This is a genomic window from Pseudomonas sp. Leaf15, from assembly GCF_001421425.1.
Classification (GTDB): domain Bacteria; phylum Pseudomonadota; class Gammaproteobacteria; order Pseudomonadales; family Pseudomonadaceae; genus Aquipseudomonas; species Aquipseudomonas salomonii.
On the sequence record NZ_LMKI01000005.1, the window covers coordinates 22468 to 38885 of the forward strand.

Annotated in this window: 12 protein-coding genes; all 12 read left to right on the top strand. The window is 62.2% G+C overall.

Annotation, left to right across the window (positions count from 1 at the left end):
• The first annotated feature begins 210 nt into the window (after positions 1 to 210).
• Complete coding sequence (locus ASE80_RS05935) at positions 211 to 627, top strand: MarR family winged helix-turn-helix transcriptional regulator (protein ID WP_056858097.1); 417 nt, start codon at positions 211 to 213, stop codon at positions 625 to 627.
• Complete coding sequence (locus ASE80_RS05940) at positions 624 to 2702, top strand: FUSC family protein (RefSeq protein ID WP_056858098.1); 2079 nt, start codon at positions 624 to 626, stop codon at positions 2700 to 2702. Before ASE80_RS05935 ends, ASE80_RS05940 begins: the two co-directional genes overlap by 4 nt.
• Positions 2699 to 2908: a DUF1656 domain-containing protein gene (locus ASE80_RS05945; protein ID WP_016969155.1), complete on the top strand. Its 210-nt coding sequence runs from the start codon at positions 2699 to 2701 to the stop codon at positions 2906 to 2908. The genes ASE80_RS05940 and ASE80_RS05945 overlap by 4 nt, the downstream gene beginning before the upstream one ends.
• Entirely contained in the window at positions 2905 to 3795 is an 891-nt protein-coding gene (locus ASE80_RS05950; protein ID WP_056858099.1) for an efflux RND transporter periplasmic adaptor subunit, read from the top strand. The genes ASE80_RS05945 and ASE80_RS05950 overlap by 4 nt, the downstream gene beginning before the upstream one ends.
• Positions 3792 to 5234: an efflux transporter outer membrane subunit gene (locus ASE80_RS05955; protein ID WP_056858100.1), complete on the top strand. Its 1443-nt coding sequence runs from the start codon at positions 3792 to 3794 to the stop codon at positions 5232 to 5234. Before ASE80_RS05950 ends, ASE80_RS05955 begins: the two co-directional genes overlap by 4 nt.
• Before the next feature lie 80 nt (positions 5235 to 5314).
• On the top strand, positions 5315 to 5947 hold the full coding sequence (locus ASE80_RS05960) for a hypothetical protein (protein ID WP_056858101.1): 633 nt from the start codon (positions 5315 to 5317) through the stop codon (positions 5945 to 5947).
• Between the two features lie 148 nt (positions 5948 to 6095).
• Positions 6096 to 7592, top strand: a complete 1497-nt coding sequence (locus ASE80_RS05965) for a YdgA family protein (protein ID WP_056858102.1) — start codon at positions 6096 to 6098, stop codon at positions 7590 to 7592.
• A gap of 297 nt (positions 7593 to 7889) precedes the next feature.
• A complete protein-coding gene (gene pgaA, locus ASE80_RS05970) occupies positions 7890 to 10370 on the top strand; it encodes a poly-beta-1,6 N-acetyl-D-glucosamine export porin PgaA (RefSeq protein WP_056858103.1) in 2481 nt (826 codons plus the stop codon).
• A gap of 12 nt (positions 10371 to 10382) precedes the next feature.
• Positions 10383 to 12380, top strand: a complete 1998-nt coding sequence (gene pgaB, locus ASE80_RS05975; RefSeq protein WP_056858104.1) for a poly-beta-1,6-N-acetyl-D-glucosamine N-deacetylase PgaB — start codon at positions 10383 to 10385, stop codon at positions 12378 to 12380.
• A gap of 2 nt (positions 12381 to 12382) precedes the next feature.
• Complete coding sequence (gene pgaC / locus ASE80_RS05980; RefSeq protein WP_056858105.1) at positions 12383 to 13723, top strand: poly-beta-1,6-N-acetyl-D-glucosamine synthase; 1341 nt, start codon at positions 12383 to 12385, stop codon at positions 13721 to 13723.
• 2 nt (positions 13724 to 13725) lie between these two features.
• Positions 13726 to 14208: a poly-beta-1,6-N-acetyl-D-glucosamine biosynthesis protein PgaD gene (gene pgaD, locus ASE80_RS05985; RefSeq protein WP_056858106.1), complete on the top strand. Its 483-nt coding sequence runs from the start codon at positions 13726 to 13728 to the stop codon at positions 14206 to 14208.
• A gap of 474 nt (positions 14209 to 14682) precedes the next feature.
• Complete coding sequence (locus ASE80_RS05990; protein ID WP_056858107.1) at positions 14683 to 16407, top strand: ShlB/FhaC/HecB family hemolysin secretion/activation protein; 1725 nt, start codon at positions 14683 to 14685, stop codon at positions 16405 to 16407.
• Positions 16408 to 16418: the final 11 nt, after the last annotated feature.

Here is a 16418-nt window from a genome sequence, read left to right on the forward strand (position 1 = left end):
CGGCGACCCGACAAGCCAGCTCCCACAGGTGTTTTGTTCTGCCGGAATTCTAACGTTCTCGCTCAAACGCGCTTTACTTACCCACAAACCCACCACCCATCACAAAAGTGTTTCAAAACTTGACGGCTTTGGATCCATCCACCATATTGATAGTTAGCAAACTAACTGTATGTGAACAATCCAGTGTCCCAAACCCTCGAACAACTCCATATGAACCTCAGCAGCAGCATGGTGGTGGGCGCCCGTAACTGGCGCAAAATCTGCCAGACCACGCTGGTGAGCTATGGCATTTCCGAAGCCTGCGCCGTGCCGTTGCTGATGATCGGCCGCTTGGGCGACGGTGTGCACCAGGTGAAAGTGGCCCAGGCCTCCGGCATGGAAAGCCCGTCGTTGGTGCGCTTGCTTGATCGTCTGTGCCATGACGGTTACGTATGCCGCACCGAAGACGTTCACGACCGTCGCGCCAAGGCCTTGAGCCTTACCGAGCGCGGCCGTGAGTTGGTGCAGGCGGTGGAAGTGCAACTGGTGCGCCTGCGCCAGGAAGTGTTGGCCGACATCGCCCACGGTGACCTTGAAGCGGCGTTGCGTGTACTGCGGGCCTTCGAGGCGGCTGAGGCGACCTCTTGAACGGATTTTTTACCGGCATGCCGCCGGCCCGCGACTGGTTCTACGGCGTGCGCACCTTTGCGGCGTCGATGATCGCCCTGTACATCGCCATGCTCATGCAAATGCCGCGTCCGTACTGGGCGATGGCCACGGTGTATATCGTCTCCAGCCCGTTTGTCGGCCCCACCAGCTCCAAGGCGTTGTACCGCGCCATCGGCACCTTCATGGGCGCGGCGGCGGCGGTGTTTTTTGTGCCGATGTTCATTCAGACGCCGTACCTGCTGGTGGTGATCATTGCGCTGTGGACCGGCACCTTGTTGTTTTTGTCTTTGCACCTGCGTACCGCCAACAGCTACGCGCTGATGCTGGCCGGTTACACCTTGCCGCTGATCGCCTTGCCGGTGGTGGATAACCCGCTGGCCGTGTGGGATGTGGCCGAGGCGCGTACCGAAGAAATCTTCCTCGGCATTGCCGTTGCGGCCGTTGTGGGCGCGATGTTCTGGCCGCGGCGCCTGATGCCGGTGTTCGACGGCTCGGTGGCCAAGTGGTTTGCCGATGCCCAGGTCTACAGCCAGCGCTTTCTGACCCGTAACGTTACGCCCGACCAAATCAGCACCTTGCGCGGCGGCATGGTCGCGACCTTCAACACCCTGGAACTGATGATCGGCCAGTTGCCCCACGAAGGCGCACGGCCGCAGACGGTGCGCAACACCAAGGAGCTGCGCGGGCGCATGATTCACCTGCTGCCGGTGATCGATGCCCTGGACGACGCGGTCTACGCGATCGAACACCGCGCCCCGGAGTTTCTCGACCGGCTCACGCCGTTGCTGCAAGAAGCCGACGCCTGGCTGGCGAGCACCACCGAAGAGGCGCCGCTGGAACGCTGGCGCGTGTTGCGCGACAGGATCGACGCCGCGCAACCCCAGGGCGAAGCGCTGGACGACCGCCACACGCTGCTGTTCTCCAATGCCTTGTATCGCCTCGGCGAGTGGGTGGACCTGTGGCAAGACTGCCGCAGCCTGCAAGCCGCCATCCAGTGTGAAAGCCAGGACACCTGGCGCGCCGTATACCGCCACTGGCGGCTGGGCCGGCTCACGCCGTTCCTCGACCGTGGCCTGATGTTCTACTCGGCGTTTTCCACCGTTACCGCGATCATCGTCGCCTCGGTGCTGTGGATATTGCTGGGCTGGACCGACGGCGGCAGCGCGGTGATCCTGGCCGCCGTGGCGTGCAGCTTTTTTGCTTCCATGGACGACCCGGCGCCGCAGATTTATCGGTTCTTCTTCTGGACCGCGATGTCGGTGCTGTTCGCCAGCCTGTACCTGTTTCTGGTGCTGCCCAACCTGCACGACTTCCCGATGCTGGTGTTGGCGTTTGCGGTGCCGTTTATCTGCATCGGCACCCTCACGGTGCAGCCGCGTTTCTACCTCGGCATGCTGCTGACGCTGGTCAACACCTCGTCGTTTATCAGCATCCAGGGCGCCTACGACGCGGACTTCCTCAACTTCGCCAACGTCAACCTGGCCGGGCCTGTGGGCTTGTTGTTTGCCTTTGTGTGGACGCTGATCGCACGGCCGTTCGGCGCCGAGTTGGCGGCCAAACGCCTGACCCGCTTTAGCTGGCGCGACATCGTCACGCTCACCGAGCCTGCGACCCTGGCCGAACACCGGCAAATGGCCGTGCAAATGCTCGACCGCCTGATGCAGCACCTGCCGCGCCTGGCCCTGATCGGCCAGGACACCGGCAGCGCCCTGCGCGACTTGCGTGTGGCGCTGAACCTGCTCGACCTGCTGGCCTATTCGCCACGCATCTACGGCGTGCCACGGGTGCTGCTCAACCAGGTGGTCGAAGGCGTGGGCGGTTACTTCAAAGCCTGCCTCAAGGCGGGTGAACGCTTGCCCGCGCCCAGTGGTCTGCTGATGACCCTCGACCGCACCCGCCGCGCCCTCAACGGCCAGGGCAAGCAAGACGAAGAAGACACCCGCCTGCATCTGCTGCATGCCCTGGCCGGCCTGCGCCTGTCGTTGCTGCCGGGCGTGGAATTTATCGACGGCACCGAGCGGGAAGCGCCGTTACCTGATGGAGCGCCTTTATGATCGGTGATCTGGATATCAGCGGGGTGTTCCTGCCCACGCTGCTGGTGCTGATGGGCATTACGTATGTGTTGTTCCTGGTGGTGCACGGGCTGTTGACGCGCATTCACTTCTATCGCCTGGTCTGGCACCGGGCATTGTTCAATGTGGGGCTCTACGCGCTGTTACTGGGCGCCGTGGACTCACTCAGTCGATACCTCATGACATGAAAAAACCTTTTTTGACCATCGGCCGTGTCGTCCTGACGTTATTGATAGTGACCTTCGCTGTCGTTGTTGTGTGGCGCATGGTCATGTACTACATGTTTGCACCCTGGACCCGTGACGGGCATATCCGTGCCGACATCGTGCAGATCGCCCCGGACGTGTCCGGGCTGATCCAGCAGGTCGACGTGCGCGACAACCAGTTGGTGACCAAGGGCCAGGTGCTGTTCGCCGTCGACCAGGACCGTTTCAAGCTGGCCCTGCGCCAGGCCCAGGCCGCCGTGGCCGACCGCCAGGAAACCCTGGCCCAGGCCAACCGCGAGTACAAGCGTAACCGTGGCCTGGGCAACCTGGTGCCGAGCGAACAACTGGAAGAAAGCCAGTCGCGGGTAGCCCGTGCCCAATCGGCCCTGGCCGAAGCCCAAGTGACCGTGGACGCCGCCCAGCTCAACCTCGACCGCTCGGTGATCCGCAGCCCCGTGGACGGTTACGTCAACGACCGTGCACCGCGCAACCAGGAGTTCGTCACCGCCGGGCGCCCGGTGCTGTCGGTGGTGGACAGCAACTCCTTCCACATCGACGGTTACTTTGAAGAGACCAAGCTCGACGGCATCCACGTCGGCATGGCTGTGGACATTCGCGTGATCGGCGACAACGCCCGTCTGCGCGGGCATGTGCAGAGCATCGTCGCCGGTATCGAAGACCGCGACCGCACCAGCGGCTCCAACCTGCTGCCCAACGTCAACCCGGCGTTCAGCTGGGTGCGCCTGGCCCAACGGATTCCGGTGCGTATTGCCTTTGATGATGTGCCGGCGGATTTCCGCATGATCGCCGGGCGCACGGCTACGGTGTCGATCATCGGCGATAAGGTCAAAGACGGAGAGCAACCATGAAGCAGCTGCTGGCAACCGCTGCGCTGGGTTTGCTGCTGTCGGCCTGCCAGGCGGTAGGCCCGGATTACACGCTGCCGGAAACGTCCGCCATCAACCGTGGCGACCTGCAAGGGCAGCTCGCGGGCGAGGGCAACAACGTGGTGTCGGCACCGGTGCCGGCCGATTGGTGGAAGCTGTACAACGACCCGCGCCTGGATGAGCTGGTGCGCCAGGCCATGGCCTCCAACACCGATTTGCGCGTGGCTGCCGCCAACCTGCAACGCGCGCGTTTCCAGACCCAAGAGGCTGAATCCGCAGGCGGTTGGAGTGCCGGCGCCAAGGCTGAAGCCCAGCGCCTGCAGGAGTCGGGCGAAGCGTTTTTGCTGACGGAAAAAGTCCCGGTGGCCAACATCGGCAGCGCCAGCATCAGCACGTCCTACCAGTTTGATCTGTTCGGCACCTTGCAGCGCGGCATCGAAAGCGCCCACGCCAGCGCCGACGCGGCCCAGGCCGCCGCCGATATTGCGCGCATTACGCTGGTGGCGGATGTGGTGCGCTCCTATACCCAGGTCTGTGCGGCCAATGAAGAACTGGCAATTGCCAACGAGTCCCTCGACCTGCAAGGCCAGAGCACCAAGCTCACCCAGCGCCTGCGTGACGCCGGGCGCGGTGACGAAACCCAGGTGACCCGCTCGCAGACCCAATACAAATCCTTGCGCGCCGAGATCCCGCGCTATCAAGCATCGCGTCAGGCAGGCTTGTTCCGTTTGTCGATGCTGCTGGCCAAACCGGTGGACCAGTTGCCCGCGGGCACCGGCACCTGCGCCGAGCTGCCGCACATCGCCCAATTGCTGCCGGTGGGCGACGGCGCTGCGCTGCTCAAGCGCCGCCCCGACGTGCGCCAGGCCGAACGCCAACTGGCGGCGGCCACCGCACGTATCGGCGTGGCCACCGGCGCGTTGTACCCAGACATCAGCATCGGCGCCACGGTGGGCACGGTCGGCATTCTTGACGACCTCGGCACCCCTGCCACCAATCGCTGGGGTTTTGGCCCGCTGATCAGCTGGACGGTGCCGACCAACGGTGCGCGTGCCCGTATCCACGAAGCCGAAGCAGCGACCCAGGGCGCCCTGGCGCACTTTGACGGCGTGGTACTCAATGCCATCCGCGAAACCCAGACCGGCCTTGCGCAGTACACCGCACAACTGCAACGCCGCGACGCCCTGGCCGAGGCCGGGGCGTCCGCCAAGGAAGCTTCGGAGCAGACGCACCGCTTCTTCCAGGCCGGTCGCGCCTCGTTCCTGGCCGACCTGCAGGCCACGCGCACCTACACCGATGTGCGTGCACAGCTGGCGGCGGCGAACACGCAAGTTGCCATGAGCCAGATCGATCTGTTCCTGGCCTTGGGCGGCGGTTGGGAAAGCGGACGAACGCAGGCGTCACAACCCGGCAAACCCTGAGCGAATAGCTATGCTTTGACAGGCGGGCCACCGTGAGGCTCGCCTGACAAAGTTCGCGTTTGCTCATGGGGATTCCAATAATGAAAAACCCTTATGCTCCCGCATTCTGGTGCGTGCTCTTGGCACTGGTGTTGTTATCGGCTGCCTATTTCTACGGCGTCATGCTTGCCCACCAACTCGACAAGGCCATGGTGTTTCTCGACAGCGCCTGCCTGGTGATCGGCACCTTGTCCATCGGCGTGGTGGCCTGGGCGTCCTATCAAAATCAACGGGTGAAGAAAAAGCTGCTTCAACAAGGCAAGACCCGCGTGGCGATCTGGGACACCAAGGTCGCCCTGCGTCGCGTCGAAACCGTATTCGACCGCTATTTCTGGGGCAGCTACTGGCAGCCCGGGCGCACCTTCCAGGAAGTCATGGGCGAGCTCACCGGCACGCCACTGGAAAAAAGCCTCGAAGCCCTGAAAAAACAATGTGTGCTGCTCGACCAGCAGGTCGCCGACGGTAGGCATTGGCTGAATAACGCACGGGAATTGTCCGACGTGGCCACACAAATGGCACGAGAACGCTACCAGCTGGACTTCTGCGACCCCAAGGCCGACACCCCCAACAACGCGGTGATACACCGCGAGTTTGAGGTGTTGGTGTACACCTGGACCGCACGCTTGAAGAGTTTCGATCACCAACTCGATGAGGTTGAATTGGAATACTCGTGAACCAACCGCTGACCTGACCCCTCTGAAAAGCTGGGCCGTTTTCGGCCTCCAGTGCTAATCTTCCCCCGTTTTCGGCGGGTTTGAGCCAACCCCTCCTGGGGTTCAAGGAAGACAGCCCACTTCTCACAGGATTTGATCAGGTCACTTCATGAATAAGCCAGCAGTTGTTTTCTTGGGTTTCGTTGTCGCCGTCGGCGCCATCAGTGCAGGCGGCGCCTGGTACACCGGTAAGCAACTGGAGCCGGTGTTGCAAACCGCGATCCAGAACGCCAACAAAGAACTGCAGACCTCCATGGCCGGCGTCGATGGCACGGTGAACCTGGAGCTGGTGTCCCTGGACCGTGGCCTGTTCAGCAGCACCGCGCACTACCGTCTCAAAGGCCAAGGCAGTGTGTTCGGTGAAGAAAACCCGAACCCTGAGCTGTTGTTCGTCGACCATATCGAACACGGCCCGCTACCGTTCTCGCGGCTGGTGACGCTGAAATGGCTGCCGGTCATGGCCACCAGTCACTATGAACTGGAAAAGAACGCCACCACCGAAAAATGGTTTGCCGCCAGCAAGGACGTGTCGCCGCTCAAAGGCGTGGCCAATATCGGCTACAACCGCTCGGTCGACGGCAACGTCGAACTGCTGCCGCTGGATATCAAGGACGACAAGTCTTCGGTGAGCTTCTCGGGCGCCAACCTTGACTTCGACAGCAGCGCCGAAGGCAAGAAGGTCAAGGCCAGCGGCTACATGAACAGCCTCAAGGTGGCAGTGATCGACGCCAATGGCCAGCCGCTTGAAGCCGAGCTGTCCGGCCTGACCGTGGCCAGCAACCTGGAAAAATCCACCTTCGGTTTCTACACCGGGCAAAACACCGTTGAGCTGACCGACACCAAAGTCACCTTCGGCCCGCAGAAAGCCGTGCTGACCCTCAAGGGCTTCGAGCAGAAAGACACCAGCGAAACCAAGGACAACAACCTGGCGGGTCGCGTCGACTACAAGATCGACGAGATCGGCTACCAGGGTAAACCTGTAGGTTCGGCCGCCATGGCCCTGAGCATGAAGAACATCGACATCCCGGCGATGCTGGTGCTGACCAAGCTCTACCAGGACAAGATGCAGCCGGTGCAAGCCGCCGCTGCTGCCGGCCAGCCAGTGCCTGAGCTGCAACTGACCGAAGCCGAGCAGACCCTGGCCGAGGCCAACGTCAACCAGGTGCTGGCCGCCAAACCGCAAGTGGCGGTGGAAAACCTGTCGCTGAAAACCACCCACGGTGAAAGCAAGTTCAACCTGGTGGTGGACCTGACCAAACCCGCTTCGATGGAGCTGCCGCCGGTTGAGCTGGGCAAGCAGGTTATCGCGCTGCTGGATGCCAACCTGACCCTGTCCAAGCCGATGATCGGCGACGTCGCTGCCCTGCAAGCTGAAGTGGGCGGTGTGACCGACCCTAAAGCCATCGAGCAGCAATCGCAGATGGCGGCCGAAATGGTCAGCGGCATGGCCGTTGGTACTCAGCTGGCGACCCTGGTGGGCACCGACGTGGTTTCCAAACTGCACTACGCCAACAATGAAGTGACCTTCAACGGCCAGAAGATGACCGTGGAGCAGTTCATTGGCTTCGTGATGGCCAAAGCGGGTGCGGTCAGCGGCGCGCAGTAAGATTTCTTACATCGGTAAGAAATAAATAATGGAGGCGCAGGTTGGCCTGAAGCAGCAGTCAAACAACCGGCGTACAGGCCGGCTGTGATTGCTTGGCTCAGGCAACCCTGCGCCTCCATTAGTCTTTCTGCGGTTGGACAATTCTGAACAATTGTTCTGATTTGGGCATTTCTCTACATCCTTAAGGGATAGTTCCTACAGGAAAGCTAGGCCGGGTCACGAGACGCCGGCACCCTGATGCGTAGCGCTCAGGACCACCTATCGTTACAGCTTTCCGTGTGTAAGGAAGCTCACGATATGCTGCGAACACTACCCATCAGTGCTTCAGGCCGGTTGCGTCTGCTCATTGGGGCCGCCTTATGCAGCCAACTGCTGACGCCCAGCCTTGCCTTCGCCGACCCAGCCTATGACGCCCTGATTATCCAGGCGCGTAACGGCAACTTCACTCCCGCGCTGACCCAGTTGCGCCAACTGTCGCCTGAACGCCAGACACCTGGCCAGATCAGCGATCACCTGGTGATTGCCGGTTGGGCAGGGCAAGACGCCGAAGTGCTGAAGGTCTACGAGGCCCAAGGCAAAAATCGCAACCTCACCACCCAGGCGCTGGCCACGGTGGCGCGCACTTATCGCAACCAAAAGCAGTGGCCACAGGCCCTGGCGGTTTATCAGCAAGCGCTGGTGCGTGAGCCGGGCAATGTCGACCTGCAACTGGGCCAGGCCCTGACCCAGGCCGACGGTGGCCAGGCCGCGACAGCCGTGCAGCGCCTGCGCGCACTGGTAGCGGCGCAACCCAATGACCCCAACCGCCGCATGGCCCTGGGTTATGCGCTGACCCGCGCAGGCTTGAACTACGACGCCTTGTTTGAGTTCGACCAGGCCTTTACTCGCGCCGGTGACAAACCTGAAGTGGTCCGCGAATACATCGTCGCCCTGCAAAAGGCCCGCCTGCCGGAGCCGGCGCTGCGCCTGTCGGCCAAACATCCGGGGCTGCTCGACGCGGTGACCCAGCGCCGCCTCGAAGGTGACCTCGCCGCCGAGCGCGTGCGCATGGCCGAGTTCGCCACCCGCACCGAAAAAGAACGCTACGTGGTTGCCGACCGTGCCCTCAATGACTACGACAAACTGCTCGCGCGCTGGACTCCGGACCCGAGCGCCCATGACGACGTGGTGCGCTGGCGCATCGACCGCCTGGGCGCCCTCAAGGCGCGGGCACGCACCGCCGATGTGATCCGCGACTACGAAACCCTCAAGGGCGAAGGCGTGCAATTGCCCACTTATGCCCTGCGCTGGGTCGCCGCGTCTTACCTCGACCAGCGCCTGCCGGAAAAAGCCGAGCCGTTGTACCGCCAGGTGATCAGCGCGGCCGATGCCGAGCCCGATGACCGGGTCGAAGACACCACGGCCCTGTTCTACGCCCTGCAGGAAAGCGACAAAGGCGCCGATGCGCGCGAAGTTGCCAACAGCCTCGCCAACAGCCAGAAACCTCGGGTCGAACTCAAGGGCTTGCCCATCGGTAACCCCAACGACGCCTGGATGGACGCGCAACAACTGTCGGCCCAGGCCGGCGTCTACGGCGGTGACCTGCCGGGCAGCGAAGCCGGGCTGGACGCGTTGGTGGCCAAAGCCCCCGGCAATGTCGGCCTGCGCCTGGCCCAGGCCGACATGTACCGCGCCCGCGACCTGCCGCGCCGCGCCGAGGGCATCCTCAAGGAAACCGAAGCCCAGACCCCACGGGATATCGGCCTGGAAGTCAGCCAGGCCTACACCGCCATGGACCTGCAGGAATGGCGGCAAATGGACGTGCTCACCGATGACGTGCTGGCCCGAAACCCCGACAGCCGCCAAGTGCAGCGCCTGAGCCGCCTGCGGGATGTGCACGACATGGCCGAGCTGCGGGTGGAAGCCTACACCGGTAAAAGCTACGGCGGCGGCAATAACAACGACACCGGCGCGGTGGCCGGCAGCCGTGACTGGGGCATCGAAAGCGTGCTCTACACGCCGCCTATCGATGAAGACTGGCGCCTGTTCGCCGGTGCCGGCTATGCCACCGCTGATTTCAGCGAAGGCACCGGCCAACACCGGTGGCAGCGCGTCGGCGTGGAGCGCCGCACCCGTGACATGACCCTGGAAGCCGAAGTCTCCAACCATTCCTACGGCTATGGCTCCAAGCAGGGTGCGGCCGTGTCGATTGCCCGCGACATCAACGACAACTGGCAGTACGGCGGCAGCCTCGGCTACCTGCTCACCACCACGCCGCTGCGGGCGTTGAATGCCGATGTTACCGCCAATGGCGGCAGTGGTTTTATCCGCTGGCGCGCAAATGAAAGCCGCGAGTGGAAACTGGCCCTGAGCCCGTCCCACTTCAGCGATGGCAACAACCGCTTCGAAGCCGTGCTGACCGGCCGCGAGGGCATCTACAGCGCGCCCGGCGTGCAGGTCGACCTGGGCCTGGAAGTCGGCACCAGCCATAACAGCAAAGAAGACACGGTGTACTTCAACCCCAAGTCCGACTTCACCGTGTTGCCCACGGTCACGGTCAATCATGTGCTTTATCACCGCTACGAGACTCAGTGGAGTCAGCAGTTCCAGCTCGGTGCAGGTACGTACAGCCAACGGGATTACTCAACCGGTGGCGTCGGTTTGATCGGCTATGGCCAACGTTTTCGCTGGAACGATGTACTCGACGTGGGCGCCAACCTGAGCCTGATCAGCCGACCTTATGACGGTGATCGCGAACGCGATCTGCGCTTGCTCGTCGACCTCACTTACCGTTTCTAAAAGAGCCTGACCATGACCGTCCTTTGCCGTTGCCTGTTGGTCCTGGGTGTAATGCTGGCCAGTGCCTGCGCCCAGCAACCCGCGCCCTTCACTCCACCCGCCGAGCGGCCGATAGCGGCCAACGAAGCGCCGTGGCCGAAAAACCATTTCCTGGGCATTGCCTACCACGACGTCGAGGATCGCGACCCCGACCAGGCGGTGGTGGCAGTGCGCACCGAGCGCTTGATCGAACAGCTGGCGTGGTTGCGCGAGAATGGCTACCAGGCGGTCAGCGTCGACCAGATCCTGGCGGCACGCAACGGCGGCCCCGAGTTGCCGCCCAAAGCCATCATGCTCAGCTTCGATGACGGCTATTCGAGCTTCTACACCCGCGTGATGCCGATTCTGCGCGCCTATCACTGGCCGGCCTTGCTGGCGCCGGTGGGCTATTGGATCGATACGCCGCTCAATCAACCGGTGGACTTCGCCGGCTCGCCACGCCCACGTGGGGAATTCCTCACCTGGCAACAGATTCGTGAAGTGTCGCAGTCGGGCCTGGTGGAAATCGCCGCGCACACCGACAACAACCACAAAGGGATTTTGGCCAACCCCCAGGGCAACCTGGAGCCGGCGGCGACCAGCCTGCGCTTTGATCCGGCCACCGGTCGTTATGAAGACCAGGCCAAATTCGATGCGCGCATGCGGGCTGATGTCGCGGCGATCACCAACAAGATCCGCAGCGTAACCGGCAAGGCGCCTCGGGTGTGGGTGTGGCCTTACGGCGCCGCCAAAGGCACCGCGCTGGAGATTGTCGGCGCGCAGGGCTACAAGATGGCGCTGACCCTGGAAGACGGCCTCGACAGCCTCGGCAACCTGATGAACAGCCCGCGCTTTCTGGTGGCTTCGGACCCGGATGGCGAGCATTTCGCCAACAGCATGGTGGCGGTGCAAACCCAGGCACCGCTGCGCGTGCTGCACGTGGACCTCGACAACGTCTACGACCCGGACCTTGCCCAACAAGCGCGTAACCTCGACCAGTTGGTACAACGTGTGGTCGACATGGGCGCGGGCACCGTGTTCCTGCAAGCCTTCGCCGACCCCAAGGGCGACGGCCTGGTGCATTCGCTGTACTTCCCCAACCGCCACTTGCCGGTACGCGCTGACCTGTTCAACCGCGTCGCCTGGCAGTTGCGCACCCGTGCCCACGCCAGTGTGTATGCCTGGATGCCGGTGCTGAGTTTCGCCCTCGACCCCAAGCTGCCGCGCGTGACCCGCTGGGACCCGCAAACCGGCCAGGTCGGCACCGACCCGGACCAATACAAGCGCTTGTCGCCGTTCGACCCGCAGGTGCGCAAGATCATCGGCGAGATCTATGAAGACCTGGCCCGCAACAATGCCATCGACGGTGTGCTGTACCACGACGACGCCGTGCTGTCCGACTTCGAAGACGCCAGCCCCGCGGCGCTCAAGGCTTATGCCGCCAACGGCCTGCCGGGCAGCATCGCGGCGCTGCGTGCAGACCCTGCCGTGATGCAACGCTGGACGCGCTTCAAGAGCCACTACCTGATCGACTTCACCAACGAGCTGACCGCCAAGGTCCGCGCCATCGGTGGCCCGCAGGTGCAGACCGCACGCAATATCTTTGCCGAGCCGATGCTCAACCCGGCCAGCGAAGCCTGGTTTGCGCAGAACCTCGATGACTTCCTCCAGGCCTACGACTGGACTGCGCCCATGGCCATGCCGTTGATGGAAGGCCAGGAGCTGAACACCTCCAACGCCTGGCTGGAAAAACTCGTCGCCACGGTCAAGGCGCGCCCCGGCGCGCTGGATAAAACCGTGTTCGAACTGCAAGCCAAAGATTGGCGGACCAAAGCGGCACCCGATATCAATGGCGCGCAAATGGCCGAGTGGATGGGCGTGCTCAAACGCCAGGGGGTCAAGAGCTTCGGCTACTACCCGGATAACTTCCTGGAAAACTCGCCGGACCTGAAGACAGTACGTCCGGCCCTTTCCAACCAGTGGAACCCTTGATCATGTTTGACAGAATCCTGGCTCTATTCGTGTTGGCGCTGGTACTGGGCGTGCCCCTGGGCCTGATCTTCCTGGTCACCGGGCAGTTCTTGATGGACTTCGTGTTTTTCTACCCGCTGTTCATGTCGGCGTTGTGGATCGCCGGCGGGCTGTACTTCTGGCTGCACTGGGAGCGGCATTGGCCGTGGGATGAAGACACGCCGGCGCCGACTCTGGCCGGCAACCCGCTGATCTCGATCATCATCCCTTGCTACAACGAGGGTGATAACGCCGCCGACACCATTCATGCCGCACTCGGCCAGCTGTACCCGAACGTTGAAGTCATCGCGGTCAACGACGGTTCCAGCGACAACACCGCCGCCGTGCTTGATGCCCTGGCCCTGGAAAACCCGCGCCTGCGCGTGTTGCACCTGGCGCAAAACCAGGGCAAGGCCGTGGCCTTGCGCATGGGCGCCGTGGCGGCGCGCAGTGAGTACCTGGTGTGCATCGACGGCGATGCCTTGCTCGACAAAAACGCTGCGGCCTACATGGTCGCGCCGATGCTCGACAACCCGCGCCTCGGCGCCGTGACCGGCAACCCGCGCATCCGCACGCGTTCAACCTTGATCGGCCGGGTGCAGGTGGGCGAGTTCTCCTCGATCATCGGCTTGATCAAGCGCACCCAGCGCGTGTTCGGGCGGATCTTCACGGTGTCGGGTGTGGTGGTGGCGTTTCGCAAGAAAGCGCTGGACCGTATCGACTACTGGTCCACCGACATGATCACCGAAGACATCGACGTGAGTTGGAAGCTGCAACTGGACCACTGGGCGATCTTCTACGAGCCCCGTGCCCTGTGCTGGATCCTCATGCCCGAAACCGTTGGCGGCTTGTGGAAACAGCGCCTGCGCTGGGCCCAGGGCGGCGCCGAGGTGCTGTTCAAGAACATCCGTGGCATCTGGCAGTGGCGCCATCGCTACCTGTGGCCACTGCTGTTCGAGTACTGCCTGTCCACCGGCTGGGCCTTCACCTTCCTGCTTTCGGTGATCTTCTGGGGCGTGGGCAAGTTCGTGGTACTGCCACAGGCGATTGCCGTGGATTCCCTGATGCCACCGGCCTTTACCGGCCTGGTATTGGCGATGGTGTGCCTGCTGCAATTTGCGGTGAGCATCCTGATCGACCGGCGCTATGAAAAGGACCTGTGGAAAACCCTGTTCTGGACCGTGTGGTACCCGATGGTGTTCTGGCTGGTCAGCCTGTTCACCACCCTGGTCAGTTTTCCCAAAGTGCTGTTCAACCAGCACCAGAAACGTGCGCGCTGGGTCAGCCCGGACCGCGGCATCAAACCCAGTGAAGAGGAGGCGTGATCATGAAGCTGGTCAGAACTCGCCAAAACACCGTGATGTGGATCATCGATGTGCTGCTGACGCTGCTGGCGTGGGGCGGGTTGATCTGGCTGCTCGCGCGTGGCATCGGCGCCATGCTGGAAACCCACGGCGGCCCGCGTATTGAGGCGCCCATATTTGCGGCGCTCAACACCTTGCAGATCTACCTGTGGATCGCCTTGTTCAACGCGGTCATCCTGATCAGTTGGGCGCGTTATCAACAACGCCGTGGGCGCAAATTCGCCCAACGCCGCGCCGAGGCCAATGCGCTGAGCGACAAACACCTGAGTGAGAGTTTTAATTTGGGCGACGGCCACCTGGAGCAGTTTCGCAAGCCGGGTGTGCTGGTGATCCACAACGACGAAGACGGCGGCGTGGAGGATGTGAAGTCGCACGTGTCCCGCGACGTGGAGCGCCCCGGCCTGGCCCTGGTGCCCGGCGCGGAAAAAGGCCAAGACGCCGGCTAGAAAACCCAAAGACACCTAGAAGATCGTTCCCACGCTCCGCGTGGGAATGCATCCCGTGACGCTCCGCGTCACCTAGTGCTGATATCACCGGGACGCGGAGCGTCCGAGGCGGCATTCCCACGCAGAGCGTGGGAACGATCCCATCTGCATCGCCTGGAATTCCGATAAATGGGATCCCACTCACAAAACAGCCAAGAACTTTTCCTCATTCTCCTGCACTAACCTAACTCGGCAAGTAGTTGATGGCTAAATAATGGCATTTGCTCGGATGTTTGCCGAATGACTATCAAAAGAGTTGCCGCTGGTCGGAATAAAAGTTCCAACGACCGCCGTCATCTCTTATTGATAATTCTTTGTTGTTAATAATCAATGTGTTGCGGATGTAATAAGTACGAATGTGCAACTGTCCCGGTTTCTTGGGCCAGCGCTAGTTCGATGGTAGTTTGCCGCCCCTTGATAATCGATGGATCGAACATGTCTTTTTTATCGCCACGGACTCGGTATGTGTTGTGCACTTTCATGCTCGCCTGCCTGAGCCTGAATACGGCCATCGCCGCCCCTACGCCAGGGGATCAAGACCTGATCCGCGATCGGCAGAATCGCCTGCTCGAAGAGCAAAGCCGGCGCCTGCAAGAGCTTCAGGACCTGCCCGGCAAAGAAGCCAAGCCACAGGCACCGGCTACGCCTGCCGACACCCGCTGCTTCCCGATCAAAGACATCGAACTTAAAGGCGCCGACAGCCTGCCTGCCGGCGACCGTGCGCTGCTGCTCAAACCCTATACAGGCCAATGCCTGGGCGTCTCGCAGCTCAATGAGCTGCTCAAAGTCATCACCGACTATTACATCGCCAAAGGCCGCGTCACCAGCCGTGCCTACTTGCCGCAACAAGACCTCTCCAGCGGCCATCTGCAGGTGTTGGTGGTCGAAGGCAAACTCGAAGCCGTGCGCAGCGCCGAAGGCAGCAACGTCACCGAGCGTGAACTGGCCATGGCGTTTCCCGGCAAGGTCGGTGAGGCGCTGAACCTGCGCGAAGTCGAGCAACTGGTGGACCAGCTCAACCGGTTGCCGTCCAAACAGGCGCAAATGGAACTGACCCCCGGCAAGCAAGTGGGCGGCAGCGACGTGGTGGTCAAGAACACCCCGCAAAAGCCCTGGCGCGCCAGCCTGTCGCGCAACAACGACGGGCAACGCAGCACCGGCGAGCAACAGTGGGGCGCGGGCCTGGAGTGGGACAGCCCGCTGGGCCTGGCCGATCAACTGGTGCTGCGCGGTGGCCACGATGCCATCAGCGACCACCAGAAAACCTCGAAAAACACCCTGCTCTACTACAACGTGCCATGGGGCTGGTGGAACTTCACTTACACCTACAGCGAGAGTGATTACCGCGCGCTGGGTTACACCGACACTTTCAAGTTCAAGCAGTCGGGCGACAACCAGAACCACCAGTTGCGCGCCGAACGTGTGATCCACCGCGATGACGTGAGCAAAACCTCGCTCAACGTCGGCTTGGCTCATCTGCGCACCAACAACTACATCAACGACGCCCAGCTCGAAATCAGCAGCAACCGCCTCAGTGAGTTGCAGTTTGGTATCAACCACGGCCGACGCATCGGCAATGCCTTCGTCAACATCGACCTCGGCGTACAGAACGGCATCGGCGCCTTTGACGCTCAGCGTGACGACCAGCACCGCGACCAGTTCGGCAACCTCACGCCCACCCCGGATTACCGCAAATACACCGCCACCGTCAGCTATTTGCAGCCGTTTCGCCTGTGGGGCGAGTCGTTCAGCTTCACCAGCCTGGCCACCGGGCAACGCAGTGAAGACGTGCTGTTCTCGCCGCAGCGCATCAGCCTCGGCGGCTCGTCGTCGGTGCGCGGTTTCAAGGACCAGCAACTGTCTGGCGACAGCGGCGGCTACTGGCGCAACGAAGTGCGCTGGGCCCGCCCGGTCACCCTGGAATGGTTGCGCCCGGCCTTTGCGGAATACGGCACCAGCCTCGGTTACGACCAGGGCGTGATCCGCAACGACCGTTACAACGGCGACAACCACGGCCGCGTTTCAAGCAACTCCGTGGAACTGTTCGCCCGTGGCAAATACGTCAGCACCAGCGTGACCTTTGCCCACTCGTTAGAAAGACCTGGAGTGGTGACGGAGCGCGAAGCGCCGATCTACTTCCGCATGGATTTCTTCCTGTAATTCAACGCCCC